The following is a 16,175-nucleotide window of genomic DNA, read 5'->3' as shown; positions in this document are numbered from 1 at the left end:
TCTGCGAATAAGATGGTTTTTTTAATCAAAATTTTTAAAGATAGAAAAAAGTATTTGTTATTTTATTTTTAGATTTATCGTGTGAATAATCACAATTTGTTGGTTCAGTAAGCTTGCGTAAGCAAGAAACTCAGTTTCGGTGTCATCTGAATGACTTTGTGTAAATTTTAGTAGTTAATCAAGCAAATAGCGCTTTGATATGTAGAATAAAAAATAGCCATTTTGTTTATTGAAGAATGACTTTCATTATAAATTAATTTAGATCTTTCTCATTTCATCTTCATCCCAATCTGAGATAACGGAGCAAATATGATTGTATTATTGATATTGCTTGGCCTATTGATTCAGCTCGTTGTGGTATGGGCTGTTTTTTATTTTGAAGCCAATCGAATGGTTGGCTGTCTTATTTCCATTGTCGCTGCCATTTTCTGTAGTGTGTTGATCACACCGTGGAGTCTGTTATTGGGGGTACCGATTATTCTTGCTAGTGTGATTGTACTGATTGCACCGTTACGTGATGCTTTGGTGAGTCGGCCTGCCTTTAATATTCTTTCAAAAGCCATGCCGAGTATGAGTACTACGGAAAGAGAAGCTTTAGAAGCGGGGACCAGTTGGTGGGAAAAAGAACTGTTTATGGGGGCGCCGGATTGGGAAAAGTTTGATCAATATCCGTATCCGACTTTATCGACAGAAGAACAAGCCTTTTTGGACAATGAAGTCCAACAACTCTGTTCAATGTTGGATGAATGGCAGATTCATCATCAAGAAAAAGACCTGCCGCCTGAGGTCTGGCAATTTATCAAAGACAAAGGTTTTTTAGGCCTGATTATTCCAAAATCATTCGGCGGTAAACAGTTTACGCCTTTTGCTCAAAGTCGGATTATGAGCAAAATTGCTTCTCGCTCGCTCACTGCAGCAGTCAGCTGTATGGTACCGAATTCACTTGGTCCGGGTGAATTACTGCTGCACTATGGCACCGAGGAACAAAAACAACGCTATTTACCAGGGCTGGCAAATGGGACAGAAGTGCCTTGTTTTGGCTTGACCAGCCCTGAAGCGGGTTCGGATGCAGGTGCAATTCCTGATACTGGCGTGGTCTGTTATGGACAGTACCAAGGCCAAGAGGTGCTGGGTTTAAAAATGAACTTCTCCAAGCGCTGGATTACCCTTGCACCGATTGCTACGGTCATTGGCTTGGCGTTTAAACTGTATGATCCAGAAGGGTTGTTAGGTGATAAGGCGAAAGTGGAATATGGTATTACCTGTGCCTTGATTCCGGCGGATCATGATGGAATCAAGATTGGGCCTCGCCATAATCCGGGTGCGCCGTTTATGAATGGTACGGTTGAGGGCAGTGACGTTTTTATTCCACTGGACTGGATTATTGGTGGACAGCAAAATGCGGGTAAAGGCTGGCGGATGCTGATGGAATGCCTCGGTGTGGGTCGGGGGATTTCATTGCCTGCTCTGGCAACGGCAGGAGCGGAAATGAGTTATTTACTGGTCGGTGCATTTGCCAGTGTGCGTCAACAATTCAAAATCTCAGTCGGGCATTTTGAAGGGGTGCAAGAGGCAACCAGTGATATCGCCAGTGATGCCTATATGTTGGAGTCCTTCCGCTATCTTGTTACTTGTGGTTTAAATCAAGGCGGAACGCCAGCCGTGATGACGGCAATGGCCAAATACTATGCGACTGAAACCATGCGAAAAGTGGTCAATCATGGTATGGATGTGGTTGGTGGCCGCGCAATTCAGTTAGGCCCCCGTAATTTCCTCGCACTGACTTATCAATCTATTCCGGTTGCAATTACAGTGGAAGGGGCAAATATTCTGACCCGTTCTTTGATGATTTTTGGTCAAGGCTCGATGCGTTGCCATCCTTATTTGTTTGAAGAATTACAGTTATTGCAATCCGAAGAGAAAGCCGCTGCGTTCAAGCAATTTTCGCCGCTATTGTTTAAACACCTGGCTTATACCTTTAATCGCGCTGCCAAAGCATTGGCGTATGGTATCAGCGGTGGTTCCAATGCAGGCTCTCAACAGGCCGATGATTTTTCTAAACCTTATTACAGCAAGATCAACCGTTTCAGCGCTAATTTTGCCTTAACGGCAGACATGGCGCTGGGCATACTAGCGGGTGATTTAAAACGTAAAGAAATGCTGTCTGGGCGTTTGGCGGATATCCATGCACATTTATTTATCGCAACGGCAATCTTGAAATACTATGAGCATGGACAACGAACTGAGGCTGAACAGAAGCATGCCGAATTGGCGTTAAATAAAGCGTTATATCAAGTGCAAGAAGCCTTCTTTGGTTTCTATGCTAATTTCCCGATGAAACTTGCTGCCTGCATGGTGAGATTGATCTGTTTTCCATTTGGTCGCCCGATTGCAGCACCATCGGATCAGTTAAAGCAGGAGGTTGCTCAGTTGATTATGCAAGAACATGCATTCCGTGAGCAATTGAAACAACACGTTTACTATAGTACCGATGCCAATGATGTGATGGGACGTATGGAATCGACCTTTCAGATGTTATTACAGCGACAACCGTTGTGGAATAAATTCAAGAAAGCCGAGTCAAAAGATCAGTTTAGTGGACTGACTTTTGAGGAAAGAATCGCCAATGCGGTTGAAATCGGATTTATTAGCGAGGCAGAGGCAGAATGGCTTTTACAATACAATGCCAAACGTTATGACAGTATGCTGACCGATATTTTTGATGCACATTTAGAACATGATTTACCACTTGAAAATCCGCACCTTAATAGCTGATTTGTTAGGCTGTTGAGATCAACTGAGAACAGTCCTTAATATATTAGGGGTGAGATCACTCATACTTTAATCATATTCTGGGCTGTTTTTCATAACAATTCTAAATTTTTATGCTGATCTGTTATATTTTTTTTAGAAAATTCTGTGTCTTTCCTTGTTCTGTATCTTATTGCACTATAACAATATGAGTTGAGCAAAGCCAAAGGTGCCGATATGAGTTTTTTGAAAAAAAAGAATAATGCCAGTTTTGTGTTCTTCATTATCACACTGTATGCATTCATTGGATTCGGATTAGGCTACATGATCTGGGAATATTTACTGTAAACCGTGACTGTGCTGCCTTATTGAAACTGAATTGAATGAAGAGATGACAGCGAGAATTGCTATTTTCCTCTGTCACAGATCATTGATTTGCTTAGAAATGCCACAGCTTCTGTAATCAAGGCGGAGACCTCTTTCGGTTGTGAAGTTAATGGAGCGTGACTGGCACTGAGCGAAATGACTTTTTTGCATTCAATCGATCAGACATGACGGCTTGATTTTCAGGGTTGCTCAGGTTATCGCCAAAGCTAGTGGCTAAAGAGGCTTTTGAGTCCCCCTTATTGCGAAGCCTGCATCTTGGGTTAAATCCTGACAGCAACTTTCGTGAAACTTATCTATTTTTACCAGAGATAAGCATCGCTATCAGCTGCTAAATCTAGTACAGCAACGGGTAAATGTTGTTAGGTGGAGGACGAAACATAATAAATGGGTATTAACCGATATCTTTTTTTGATAGTGACTGATGGATTGGTATCTTTGGTGAAATCTATGGCTTGGAGCGGATTGAACTGATGCCTGTTTAAATGCACCAGTTCTGGCAAACTGAAATCTAAGCAGGGCTTTTACTTCCTCAGTGACCATTGGATCGCGGCATCAAACAGTTTTAAACCCTCTGCTGATAGATTGGTAAAGGTATCATTGTTGAGAAAAAACATCAGCCGTTTTGCTGGGGCAAGTGATTCATAGTCCATGGTTGCACCTTTTTCATAGCCCCAGATTGCCACTTTTTCAGGTTGCCCATAAATAGTCGCGATAATGGTGGCACCTAATCCCGGTTTACCCCAACTCATTGGCGCTTGTGCTTTATATACATTATGCGTCCCTGCCGAGAGTTGTGCAGACAAGGGGTGTGGGGCATTGACCAGCCATAAGTAACGCTCTTTTTCAACCTCGCCAAAATCGGTATGGATTCGTTTGCCAGTCATGGCTAGATCATCCAGATAATCATTTTCCCATGTCATTAGTGGAATCGGCAGTTGTCGCCAACCTGATTGCAGATTTTTGGAAGCCACCGTTGAAGAAATAATCACGAGATTGGTGTTTTTTAAATGGTCAGGGGAAATCGATTGATCGAATATTTCAACTTGATAGCCTTGATGCTGTAAGTGTTTTTGAATCGCAACATCTATGGCTGAGGATGCACCATGGATCTGAGAGACCAGTGCAATTCGGGCTTGGGCATAAACAGAAGATGTCCATACGCAGAATGCAATGATCACCGCCATGATAGAAATAAGCTTTTTCATATTAATCCCAAAAGCGCAGTCATGAACTTGCTGCGCCGATATCATGTTTTAGAATTTAAAGGTTGCACGCAATACGGCTTGGCGAGAATCGCCTTGAGATACGGCCAGATTATTGACGCTGGCGGTGTAATAGGTTTTGTCAAAGAGATTATTTAAATTAAATTGGAAGTTGACTGCTTGTTTGGCAATGGTGGTGTCATAGCTGATAAAGGCATTGGCCAATGTATACTCAGGCAAATCAAAGGTGTTTTCTGAATCACCTGCGCGTTTACCCACATAATTGCCACTGAGACCTAAACGTAAGTTGCCATGATAAAGTTCACCATAATTATAGGCCAGCGCAAGCGACGCGGTATCTCGTGCGACATTACTCAAACGATTGCCTTGTAGACCAATTTCATCTTCAGTGACCTTGGCATCGGTATAGGCATAGGTCAGGGTTGCATCAAGCTGATCGGTCAGACGGCCGGTAAGATCTAGTTCAGCACCTTTAGAACGTACGGCGCCTGTGGTATGCAGTTCGACTTCTTTTGCAGCGTTGGTTATTTTGGCGAGCACATTACGTTTTTTTATATCATAGAGTGCAAAATTGGCTTTGATACGATCATTGAGTTGGTATTTTGCACCGATTTCATAGGATTTTGCTTGTTCAGGACTCACGTTTGCATCAATGACTGCATTGCCACCTAAAGGCGCGATAGAAGACGATGGCTTAAGTGATTCGGTATAACTGCCATAGAAGGAAAGCTGATCATTCCATTGGTAAACTAAACCTGCATGGGGCAGCCAAGCATCATCTTTACTGTTGGTGTTTTCCTTAAACGGTCTGGCACGTCCAGCAGTTTGTTGATAATTGAGGTAACGGCCACCCAGTACTGCAATCCATTGATCATTTAAGTGAATTGCATCTTGAACATAAACGCCGTAGGTATGCAGTTTATCGGTTTGGTCGCTATCGGATGCCACGATATTCCGAGAGGCTTCAACAGCACCAAACTCTGGATTTAAATAATCTAAAGTTGAAGTATCACCACGGACCATATCTGGACGGAAATATTTACGGTATTCGATATCTGAACCAATTTGAAGATCATGCTTTAAGCCAAGTAAATTGACTGAGCCATTGAGATAGGCTTGGGCATTACTGTCGACACTTTCTGCATTTAAGGTCGCATCGGTACGACGTGTCACTGTATGATTGGCTGTATTTAACTTGGTTACACGTAACTGGTTGGCATCATAGGTTTCATAGTTATAGCTATAGCCTAAATGTGCTGACCAAGTATCATTAATTTGATGGTCAATCAGCAATTGTGCCAGATGAGCTTCGCCTTTCATTTGGTTAAAGGCTTCATCTAGGCGTTGATATTTTGAAATCGGCAAGGCTTTCTTAGTGTTAGGATCAAAAATAGTGGAACGATCAAAAGGCACATCAAAGTCACGATACTGATAGCTGAGATTGACTTTGGTTTGGCCATTATCCCAAGCTAAGGATGGGGCGATCAAGGTCTGCTTTAGATTGCCAAAATTACGCCAGTAGTCCGCATCGGAATGATCTGCAATAAAACGGTAGGCAAAGTTACTGTCATTAATTGCACCCGTGCTATCCAGACTGGCACCTAAACCATTTTTACCGGCAGCAAAACTTGACCCATAAACTGAAAGCTCGGTTTTTTGTGTGCGTTCAGGTTTTTTAGTAATAACATTGACCACCCCCCCTGGGTCCATGATGCCATAAAGTAAAGAAGCTGGGCCTTTTAACACTTCAACTTGTTCAACGGCGGCATTCATGGTGCGACCTTGTACAATCGGCATACCATTGACGGTAATTGAACCGTCACGATTTTCACCAAAGCCGCGTTTCATCACGGTATCTTGAGTGCCCCCTAATGTATTGCCTTGGGTAATACCACTCACTTGAGTCAGTGCATTGTCTAAGTTTGCAGGCATATAATCCTTCACATACTGCTTAGACACTACATTGACTGTTTGTGGACTTTCCAGATTTTTTTGATTGCCTCTCAAGGTCGATGCCGATTGTGATCCAATATAACCAGTGCTGGATTCAGCCTGCACGCTAATGGTCTGTAGTTGCGTGGGTTGAACCACCGCCGTTTCTGCCCATGACGCAACTGGAAGGAGAGATAACAGCAAAGGACTGCTATGTTTTAAAATTTCAACAGTAAGGAGATTTTTACGTGGGGAGAATGCAGACATAAGCATACCTGAGCGATACAGAACATGAAGTTGAGGCAGGAGAGGCATGGCCATTTAAGCAGACGGCGACATATGCAAGGCCATAGAAAGTGCTTAAGTATATTTAAATAAGAATCATTTACAAGAACTTAAGCCGCAGTAATGCAGTGAAAAAAATTAAACAATTGATAATGCGTTCATTATTTTTAAAAATGATTTTATTTTTACTCAAGAAAAAAAGAGGGGCGTTATTGAAAGGAACATATTCGTAAGCTTATAAAATTTATCATAATTATTTCATTATTTATGCTTTGTCAGAACATGGCAATGAATGTCATTCATAGTTCAATATTTAAATAAATCATTTTATGCATAATCACTTGTTCAGTAGGCTTAAATGATCAGGATGAGTTAGAACATAAGTAACATGAGGCATGGATGTATAACACTCAAAACACAATATTTAAAATGACATAGAGTCTAAAAATGAAAAGATTAGATTTTGCAATAATTGATCCTCATATTCATCAGTGGGATCCTTATCACACCCCTCATTCAGCAGCGTTCCTGGTCAAAGTTTTAGGGAAATATCCTGCCGCGATGGATCGAGTCATTCGCTGGGTCAAACCCAAACCCTTGTTGGAAAGTTTAGGAATCACGCAATATGCTTTAAGTCCTTATTTGCCTGAAAATTATCACGCCGACAGCGTGTCATTCTCAGTGGAAAGTGTGGTGCATGTTGAAGCCAATTGGCATCATCACAAAGGCTTTGGCGTGGTGGAAGAAACCCAGTGGATTCAGCAATTAGACTTTAAAGCGCAAGGCTTAAAACTCGGTGCCATTGTTGCAACAGCTGATCCCCGAGACCGGAAATTCAAAGACATTCTTAACGCACATCAAGAGGCAAGTCCGCTATTTCGTGGTATTCGAAAAATGGCAGCGTGGCATGAGGACACTGGTATTTATCGATGGTGTGATCGGCCGCATTTATATCAGCACAAAAAATTTCTCAAAGGCTTTGAGCAACTGGCACGACTGGATTTGTCCTTTGATGCATGGGGCTACTCAACACAATTATCCGAGATAACCGCCTTGGCTCGGCAATTCCCTCAAACAAGGATTGTAGTCGACCATTTGGCCACACCTGCGGGACTATTTGGCGCCGTGGGTAAACGTACAGGAAAAACGCCAGCACAACGGATAGCGATTTTTCAGCAATGGCAACAGGATTTGGCACGCCTCGCCGAGCAGAAAAATGTCTATGCCAAAATATCAGGCTTGATGATGCCAGTACTTGGACATCGCTTTTATCAGCAACAGCGAACAGCAACAATCTCTGAAATTGTCAATTTACTAAATCCAATGCTGCAACATGCGATTCAGGTTTTTGGAATCAATCGCATTATGTTTGCTTCTAATTTTCCGATGGATAAACCCAACGTTGCTTTGGTTGACTTAATTCAAGCTTATATCCAAATGTTAAGTCCTTATGGTGAGCAGGCTTTACATGCCATGTTTAGACAAAACGCTGCCAATTTTTATCAACTTAAAATAGAGTCATGATATGAAAAGTTTTAATCAAAAAGTCGCTGCAATTACGGGCGCGGGATCTGGTATTGGGCAACAGCTCGCAATTTTATTGGCACAGCAGGGTGTTGATTTAGCGCTGAGTGATGTCAATGAAAAAGGCTTGGCAGAAACACAGGCTTTAGTACAGCAATATCCAGTCAAAGTTAGCCTGACTCAGCTGGATGTATCAGATCAGCAGGCCGTTCGTCATTGGGCTGAAGACAGCTTCAAGGCACATGGCAAGATCAACCTGATTTTCAATAACGCAGGTGTAGCCTTAGCCAGTACGGTAGAAGGCATGAGCTATGAAGAACTGGAATGGATTTTCAAGATTAATTTTTGGGGTGTCGTTTATGGCACTAAAGAGTTCTTGCCTTATCTCAAGCAAAGTGGTGAAGGGCATATTATTAACATTTCCAGTCTTTTTGGTTTAACCGCACAGCCAACGCAAAGTGCTTACAATGCGACCAAATTTGCTGTTCGTGGTTTTACTGAATCTTTAAGACAAGAGCTGAAACTTCAAAATGAGAGCCTCAGTGCAACCTGTGTGCATCCAGGTGGTATCCGCACCAATATTGCCAATAGTGCCCGCATGAGTGACAGTATTCGCAGCTTGGGCATGAATCCAGCCAAGGCCAGTCAGGCATTTAATAAAGTCTTAAAAACTCCACCAGAGCAGGCAGCTAAAATCATTCTAGATGCGGTGAAAGCGGATAAAGCGCGGATCTTGATTGGTAATGATGCCAAAGCTCTGGATTTGATTCAGCGTATTAGCCCGACCCATTATTCATATGCCTTGAGTTTTTTTAGCAAGAAAAGTAAAAAAAAGAAAGCTTAAAATGCTTGAGCTGCTCTCTCAATCATTGAGGTTGTATTCAATTTTTAAGAAGGTAACTTGATGGCTTTAAGGTGCATAAAAGAAGGTTGAGCTCAACTTTCTTTTATGCATATTTCGATTAATCTAGACTTTCTACAATACTGATCATTACATCAGCGCAACCTTGACGGGCAAGACGTGCTTTTGAATATTCTTCTGAATGATAACAAGCTTCAGCTGTTTTTAAATCAGAAAACTCAATAATAACATGACGTTGATATTCTGTGCCTTCTAAGCAAGTTGAGTTGCCGCCTCTGGCAAGAAACGTTGCGCCATATTTTTCAAAAGCCTGCGGTGCTAAAGCCATATATTGTTTATATTGCTCCAGATCATGAACCGTAACGTGTGCAATCCAGTAAGCTGACATTCTTATATCCTTTTGTTCTCTTTAAGGCTTTAACGGCATTTATAGTTCCATTTGAATTATGAACTTTCCAAAATGTTTTTTGCTACTGAGGCAGCTTCGGCAATATGTTCAGCAACAGCCTGTTTGGCCTTCTCAGCATCTTGATGCAAGTAAATGGCTTCACACATATTTTTTATACGTTGATAACCTGAGACTTCACGTTTGGTTGATTTCATGGTCTATTCTGGGGCTCGCAATTGACCATAAACAGCTTTCTTTGGTTGCTGAATATATCATGAGTAAAAATGATCCCTTTATTGGTGGAACTCAAGACTCACTGGCTATGGGTGATGACGGAAAGTGGAACAAATTATTAAACCTGACGTTGTTCTATTATTTTTAGGATGAGTCATCACATTCGAGCAACCTAAAATTTTTTCAAGATTTATTTGGTATGCCATAATACAGGAGGGGTGGTTTTTCAGATTTTTAATCATCTGTTGAACTATTCCAACGCCAATACAGGATAACGTGTATGCAACTTCAACAAATGCAATTATTCCACCAACAAGCGCTTATTGCTGGGCAGTGGTGTGATGCCGATAATCAGCAAACTTCAGAGATTTATAATCCTGCGACACAAGAAGTCATTGGAACAGTGCCGAAGATGGGCAAAGCTGAAGCGGATCGTGCAATTCAGGTTGCTGTGAAGCATTGGGCAGCGTGGAAAAATAAAACAGCCAAAGATCGTTCTATTATTTTAAGAAAATGGTTTGATCTCATGGTCGCACATGCCGATGAGCTGGCATTTATTTTAACCAGTGAACAGGGCAAACCTTTAGCAGAGGCAAGAGGAGAAATTCTATATGCCGCCAGCTTTGTGGAATGGTTCGCAGAGGAAGCCAAGCGGGTCTATGGGGATACCATTCCAAGCCCATATCCTGATGCACGTATTATCGTGAGTAAACAGCCGATAGGAGTCATTGCAGCGATTACCCCATGGAATTTTCCGGCAGCCATGATTACCCGTAAAGTTGCACCTGCTTTGGCAGCAGGATGTCCATGTATTGTAAAACCTGCACCAGAAACTCCTTTTACTGCTTTAGCTTTAGTTGATCTTGCTATTCAGGCTGGTATTCCAGCAGAAATTTTTAGTGTCATCACGGGGGATGCCGTGACCATTGGTGATGCAATTTTTGAGAGTGATGATGTACGTAAATTTACCTTCACTGGCTCGACACCTGTGGGGAAATTACTTTATCAGCGTTCAGCTCAGACTTTGAAGAAAGTCTCACTTGAGTTGGGTGGTAATGCGCCGTTCATTGTCTTTGATGATGCTGACTTGGATGCTGCAATTGAAGGGGCAGTGATTGCCAAATATCGTAATGCTGGACAAACCTGTGTTTGTGTAAATCGTTTTCTGGTTCAGGATGGTATTTATGAACGCTTCATTATGGCCTTAAGTCTTAAAGTAAAGGCTTTTGCCATTGGCAACGGACTCGAAGCAGGAAATGAAATTGGTCCTTTAATTAATGCGAATGCAGTGAAAAAAGTGGAAGCACATGTTGCAGATGCCTTAGCCAAAGCCGGGCGCTTAATTACCGGCGGAAAGCGCCATCAGGCCGGCGAGCTTTTTTATGAACCGACCATCATTGCCGATGCAACAACTAAAATGGATGTTGCAACTCAGGAAACTTTTGGGCCTTTAGCAGCAGTATTTAAATTTGAAACCGAACAGCAGGCAATAGCCATGGCGAATGCGACGGAATTTGGTCTAGCTGCTTATTGTTATACCCAAAATTTAGGACGAGCCTGGCGCATGAGTGAGCAACTTGAATATGGGATGGTGGGAATTAATAAAGGTCTAATTTCCAATGAGGTTGCTCCTTTTGGCGGAATTAAACATTCAGGCTTGGGCCGTGAAGGCTCAAAATACGGCATTGAAGATTATCTTGAAATCAAATACACCTTATTTGGAGGATTGAATCCATGAGCAATGAAAAGTTTGAAAAAGGTTTAGCGATCCGTAAACAGGTGCTTGGGGAAAGCTACGTCAATAATTCAATCAATAATGCGGATGACTTTAACTTACCTTTACAGGAATTAGTCACAGAATATTGTTGGGGAGCCGTCTGGGGGCGTGAGGAATTAAGTAAACCAGAACGCAGCATGATTAATCTGGCTATGATTTCAGCGCTCAATCGTCCGCATGAACTTAAACTTCATGTCAAAGGTGCGTTACGAAATGATGTGCCAAAAGAAAAAATCCGTGAAGTACTGTTACAGGTTGCAATTTACTGTGGTGTGCCAGCTGCGGTAGACAGTTTCCGGATTGCAAAAGAAGCGATTCAGGAATTTGAACAAGAAAATAACTAGGTGTTTGCTTGATTGAACCTGTTTCAAATTCAAATGATGATGGGGTATGTATCAAAATAGTGATAATTTTTATAATTATCAAGCAAATGACAATAAGGATCAAAACTGAAGAATCTTCTAATCAATGCTTATATATTGATAATATTTTCCGTTGTGATTTGGATACATCATTTCATCTTTCATTTGTTTGATTTTTATGGGTGAAGGCATTGCTCACTGTTAAACAAGGAGGTTATTGGGAGAGCAATGCTTTCACTCAAAATCATATAAAATTGAGGCTTATTTGCAAGAAATTGAGAAAGATTGTCCTATTTTGTAGTGTTTTAGAGGGTTTAATGGCTGTGAATCTTGTTTTATTGATCGATCTATCATTTTGTTCATTACACAATCGGGCAAATAACAAAGCAGGATAGAGCAAAAACAGTAAGTTGGATAAATGGCCTATGCTGGCTGAGGGTCAGGCTTTCATTTGTGTTAAACCGTGTATCAAACGATTTCACTACAATTTAAGTCTCAATGTTGCAAAAATAATTCAAAATGTTGCATGGAAGGTTAAAAAATGATCCAAAATAGGCACTACTATTTATTTACTAAATGTTGAATCACTTTACATACTGTCAGATTATTCGGCTTCGGGCTCGGATTGGTGTAAATTATTGCCCATGCCAAAGCCTTTTTTAAAGTGCTTCAGCCAATCCATTTTTCGTACATTTGAGAGAGAGTCTAAAGAGTCAGGTATGTCTGTGAACCCGAGTAAAACCAAAAAACCTTTATATATTCACTATGCTGGAAATGCTCTTTTAGAACTCCCTCTGCTAAATAAAGGCTCTGCATTTTCTGAAGAAGAACGCGAGAATTTTAACTTACATGGCCTCGTTCCATACAATATTGAGAATATTGAAGAGCAGACCCAGCGTTCGTATCAACAGTACCTTTCATTCGATAGCGACTTGAATAAGCATATTTATTTGCGAAATATTCAAGATACCAATGAAACGCTGTTCTATAATTTATTGAGTCAGCATTTAGATGAAATGCTGCCGATCATTTATACGCCTACCGTTGGCGAAGCTTGTCAGCGCTTTTCGGATATCTACCGTCGCCATCGTGGTATTTTTATTTCCTATCCAGAACGTCAATACATCGATCAAATTATCCATAACGTCAACAAGAAAAACGTTAAGGTGATTGTGATTACCGATGGTGAGCGTATTTTAGGTCTAGGCGATCAGGGTATTGGTGGCATGGGCATTCCAATTGGTAAATTGTCGCTCTATACCGCATGTGGAGGGATTAGTCCTGCCTATACTTTGCCGATTACTATTGATGTCGGAACCAATAACCAAGAATTGCTGGATGACCCAATCTATATGGGCTGGAAACAGCCACGTATTCGTGGCGAGCAATATTATGAATTTGTTGAGCAAATTATTACGGCAGTGCGTCAACGCTGGCCAGATGTGTTGATTCAGTTCGAAGATTTTGCACAAACCAATGCTATGCCTTTATTGACTCAATACCGCGATAAAATTTGTTGTTTCAATGATGACATTCAGGGCACTGCCGCAGTGACGGTTGCGACCTTGATTGCCGCATCGCGCGCGCAAGGCAAACAATTGAAAGACCAAACCGTTACTTTTGTCGGAGCAGGTTCAGCAGGTTGCGGGATTGCAGAACAGATCGTCAGACAAATGATGGATGAAGGTCTGAGTGATCACGAAGCACGTTCACGTATCTTTATGGTGGATCGTTTTGGATTGATGACCGATCAGCAACCGAATTTACTCAACTTCCAGCAAAAACTGGCAACACCTGTCGATGCAATTGCGACTTGGGAATATAGCGGTGACAATGTCGCTTTATTGGATGTGGTGAAAAATGCCAAACCGAGTATCTTGATTGGTGTTTCTGGTCAGGCTGGCCTGTTTAGTGAAGAAGTGATCAAAACCTTAGCCAAATACTATAAACATCCGATTGTGTTGCCTTTGTCGAACCCGACCTCACAGGTTGAAGCACAGCCAAAAGATATTATCGAGTGGACCCAAGGTGCTGCAATTGTGGCAACAGGCAGTCCATTTGCACCCGTCTATTACCAAGGTAAGATATATAGCATTGCACAATGCAATAACTCCTATATTTTCCCAGGGATTGGTTTAGGCGTGATTGCATGTGGCGCAACTCATATCAGCGATTCGATGTTGATGGCTGCAAGTACCGCCTTGGCCGATTGTTCACCACGTTTGAAAAATGCAGCAGCAGACTTATTGCCGAATATCAATGATATTCAACAAGTGTCAAAATTTATTGCTTTTAAAGTAGCAAAAGCGGCCATGGCTGATGGCTTGGCAGTACCGTTGAGCAATGATGTCTTGAAACAAGCGATTGAAGATAATTTCTGGACACCTGAATATCGTAGTTATCGCCGTGTCAGTTATTAAGCCATGAGCTGATACAAAAAAGGGACTCTGAATAGAGTCCCTTTTTTTAGGTTTTGTAGGTGGAGAGTAAAATGCTGGTTTCGCTATTATAAATGCCTGAAATATTTCGGATTCGTTCCAATGCTTTATCGAAATTCTCTAAGCTGTCGGATTGGAGTTCCACCAGCAGATCCCACTTGCCATTGGTGGTATGTAGACGTTCCACAGCGGACTCTAGGCGCAACTCCCGAATAACAGCCTGAGCCCGTGTACCTTCCACCATAATATTCATCCAGGCCCGGATAATATTCTTCTCTGCATTTGGACGGAACCGTACTGTATAACCTGTGATGACACCCGTGGACTCCATGTATTCAATTCGCTTTTGTACTGTGGCGCGTGACACACGTGTTTTTGCTGCTAAGTCGGTAATTGACATCCGTGCATTGTCTTTGAGTAATCCTAATATAATATGATCGATATTGTTCATTTTGATATTTACTATTAGCAAATTGATAAAAAATAATTCATTTTAATCATTATAACAAATTTTGTGAATCAATTTGATTCTTAATAATAATGACTATACAGCACCCCAAGCATTTTTACTTTTGCAGAAAAGCACAAAAATGCACACCAGGGAGGATGGGGTAGGATGCCCTGAAACAAAGGGAATCTGTGAACAACAGGGACAATGGATTAATTAAGGAATAGATGATGTCTTTATCATATGCGGCTCAAAATGGCAGTGCTTGGCAAACTTTTCTCACTCAGGTCGATCGAGTGGCACCTTATTTGGATGCTGACCTCAGCAACTTTGTCAATACACTGAAAACGCCAAAACGTACCCTAATTGTCGATGTACCAATCGTAATGGATGATGGCTCAATCCGTCATTTTGAAGGTTATCGCGTACAACACAATTTATCACGTGGTCCAGGTAAAGGCGGTATTCGTTATCATCAAGATGTTGAATTGAACGAAGTCATGGCATTGTCTGCATGGATGACCATTAAAACCGCGGTACTTAATTTACCATTCGGTGGGGCTAAAGGGGGGATTCGCGTGAATCCCAAAGAGCTTTCACCACGTGAATTAGAACGGTTAACCCGCCGTTTTACCAGTGAAATCAGCCCAATTATTGGTCCACAAATTGATATTCCTGCACCCGATGTCGGCACCAATGCCAACATCATGGGCTGGATGATGGATACCTATTCAAGTATTAAAGGTCATACCGTCACGGGTGTGGTAACAGGCAAACCTGTACATTTAGGTGGTTCACTTGGCCGCGTTCGTGCCACAGGCCGCGGTGTATTTGTAACGGGTATGCAAGTTGCAGAACGTATTAAATTACCTGTCGAAGGCAGCAAAGTCGCTGTACAAGGCTTTGGTAACGTGGGCAATGAAGCAGCTTATTTGTTTAGCCATGCAGGTGCAAAAATTGTTGCGGTACAAGACCACACAGGCACGATTTTTAATGCAGAAGGCCTGGATGTAAAAGCACTACAAAAACATGTGGTGGAAACTGGTGGAGTGAAGGACTTTGCAGATTCAACCGTGATTTCAGATGAGGAATTCTGGACGGTTGAGATGGACATCCTGATTCCAGCAGCATTGGAAAGTCAGATTACCGTTGAACGCGCACAAAAATTAAAAGCCAAAATCGTACTTGAAGGCGCCAACGGCCCAACTTATCCAGAAGCCGATGACGTGTTTGTCAGTCGTGACATTACCGTTGTACCTGATGTGATCTGTAACGCAGGTGGTGTAACCGTCAGTTATTTTGAATGGGTTCAAGATATGGCGAGTTACTTCTGGAGCGAAGAGGAGATCAATGAACGTCTAGACAAACTGATGATCCAAGCCATTGCTGATGTCTGGAATACCGCAGCACAGAAAGAATGTAGCTTGCGGACGGCAGCATATATCTTGGCCTGTGAGCGTATTCTGAAAGCGCGCAAAGAACGCGGTATTTTCCCGGGTTAAGCAATTCAAAAAATGAAAGTAAAGGGCTTGTTGAGCATTCAATAAGCCTGAAGATTAAACAG

General features: G+C 41.9%; 12 protein-coding genes and 3 pseudogenes. 9 read left to right on the top strand and 6 right to left on the bottom strand.

Going from position 1 to position 16,175, the window contains the following annotated elements; all coding sequences use genetic code 11:
- The first annotated feature begins 309 nt into the window (after nucleotides 1-309).
- Together NQU59_RS16755 and NQU59_RS16750 are read left to right on the top strand one after the other, a co-directional pair.
- Complete coding sequence (locus tag NQU59_RS16755) at nucleotides 310-2,775, top strand: acyl-CoA dehydrogenase (protein ID WP_257064146.1); 2,466 nt, start codon at nucleotides 310-312, stop codon at nucleotides 2,773-2,775.
- A 213-nt stretch (nucleotides 2,776-2,988) separates the two neighbouring features.
- Nucleotides 2,989-3,099 (top strand): hypothetical protein, encoded by a 111-nt coding sequence (locus NQU59_RS16750; protein ID WP_096911414.1) that lies wholly within the window; start codon nucleotides 2,989-2,991, stop codon nucleotides 3,097-3,099.
- 59 nt (nucleotides 3,100-3,158) lie between these two features.
- On the opposite strand, the pseudogene NQU59_RS16745 reads toward NQU59_RS16750, so the two are convergent.
- The 3 genes and pseudogenes from NQU59_RS16745 to NQU59_RS16735 form a co-directional block, all read right to left on the bottom strand.
- Nucleotides 3,159-3,497, bottom strand: a pseudogene (locus NQU59_RS16745) (alpha/beta hydrolase); the annotation flags it as partial.
- A gap of 162 nt (nucleotides 3,498-3,659) precedes the next feature.
- Nucleotides 3,660-4,343, bottom strand: a complete 684-nt coding sequence (locus NQU59_RS16740; RefSeq protein ID WP_257064145.1) for a hypothetical protein — start codon at nucleotides 4,341-4,343, stop codon at nucleotides 3,660-3,662.
- A gap of 48 nt (nucleotides 4,344-4,391) precedes the next feature.
- On the bottom strand, nucleotides 4,392-6,560 hold the full coding sequence (locus tag NQU59_RS16735; RefSeq protein WP_257064144.1) for a TonB-dependent siderophore receptor: 2,169 nt from the start codon (nucleotides 6,558-6,560) through the stop codon (nucleotides 4,392-4,394).
- Between the two features lie 465 nt (nucleotides 6,561-7,025).
- Between NQU59_RS16735 and NQU59_RS16730 the strand changes: the two genes are divergently transcribed.
- Nucleotides 7,026-8,102: an amidohydrolase family protein gene (locus NQU59_RS16730; protein ID WP_257064143.1), complete on the top strand. Its 1,077-nt coding sequence runs from the start codon at nucleotides 7,026-7,028 to the stop codon at nucleotides 8,100-8,102.
- Nucleotide 8,103: 1 nt separating this feature from the next.
- A complete protein-coding gene (locus NQU59_RS16725; RefSeq protein ID WP_257064142.1) occupies nucleotides 8,104-8,946 on the top strand; it encodes an SDR family NAD(P)-dependent oxidoreductase in 843 nt (280 codons plus the stop codon).
- Between the two features lie 118 nt (nucleotides 8,947-9,064).
- Here the strand turns inward: NQU59_RS16725 and NQU59_RS16720 are convergent, their stop codons facing one another.
- Complete coding sequence (locus NQU59_RS16720) at nucleotides 9,065-9,352, bottom strand: DUF1330 domain-containing protein (protein ID WP_257064140.1); 288 nt, start codon at nucleotides 9,350-9,352, stop codon at nucleotides 9,065-9,067.
- A gap of 56 nt (nucleotides 9,353-9,408) precedes the next feature.
- Nucleotides 9,409-9,570, bottom strand: a pseudogene (locus NQU59_RS16715) (GntR family transcriptional regulator); the annotation flags it as partial.
- Here NQU59_RS16715 and NQU59_RS16710 point away from each other — a divergent pair.
- The 4 genes and pseudogenes from NQU59_RS16710 to NQU59_RS16695 form a co-directional block, all read left to right on the top strand.
- Nucleotides 9,570-9,734: pseudogene (locus tag NQU59_RS16710) on the top strand (hypothetical protein); the annotation flags it as partial. The pseudogenes NQU59_RS16715 and NQU59_RS16710 overlap by 1 nt on opposite strands.
- Before the next feature lie 132 nt (nucleotides 9,735-9,866).
- Nucleotides 9,867-11,324 carry an NAD-dependent succinate-semialdehyde dehydrogenase gene (locus tag NQU59_RS16705; protein ID WP_257064137.1) on the top strand — a complete coding sequence of 486 codons (1,458 nt, stop codon included), beginning with the start codon at nucleotides 9,867-9,869 and terminating at the stop codon, nucleotides 11,322-11,324.
- Nucleotides 11,321-11,707, top strand: a complete 387-nt coding sequence (locus NQU59_RS16700) for a carboxymuconolactone decarboxylase family protein (protein WP_257064136.1) — start codon at nucleotides 11,321-11,323, stop codon at nucleotides 11,705-11,707. Before NQU59_RS16705 ends, NQU59_RS16700 begins: the two co-directional genes overlap by 4 nt.
- 737 nt (nucleotides 11,708-12,444) lie before the next feature.
- Nucleotides 12,445-14,145 carry an NAD-dependent malic enzyme gene (locus NQU59_RS16695; RefSeq protein WP_005238906.1) on the top strand — a complete coding sequence of 567 codons (1,701 nt, stop codon included), beginning with the start codon at nucleotides 12,445-12,447 and terminating at the stop codon, nucleotides 14,143-14,145.
- 46 nt (nucleotides 14,146-14,191) lie between these two features.
- Here the strand turns inward: NQU59_RS16695 and NQU59_RS16690 are convergent, their stop codons facing one another.
- Nucleotides 14,192-14,614 (bottom strand): Lrp/AsnC family transcriptional regulator, encoded by a 423-nt coding sequence (locus tag NQU59_RS16690; protein WP_005238904.1) that lies wholly within the window; start codon nucleotides 14,612-14,614, stop codon nucleotides 14,192-14,194.
- 224 nt (nucleotides 14,615-14,838) lie between these two features.
- Between NQU59_RS16690 and NQU59_RS16685 the strand changes: the two genes are divergently transcribed.
- On the top strand, nucleotides 14,839-16,113 hold the full coding sequence (locus NQU59_RS16685; RefSeq protein ID WP_257064135.1) for a Glu/Leu/Phe/Val family dehydrogenase: 1,275 nt from the start codon (nucleotides 14,839-14,841) through the stop codon (nucleotides 16,111-16,113).
- Nucleotides 16,114-16,175 lie beyond the last annotated feature (62 nt).

The sequence above is a fragment of the Acinetobacter colistiniresistens genome (assembly GCF_024582815.1).
Taxonomy (GTDB): Bacteria; Pseudomonadota; Gammaproteobacteria; order Pseudomonadales; family Moraxellaceae; genus Acinetobacter.
The sequence above is the reverse complement of the archived record's forward strand: the minus strand, read 5'-3'. Positions and strand labels throughout refer to the sequence as shown.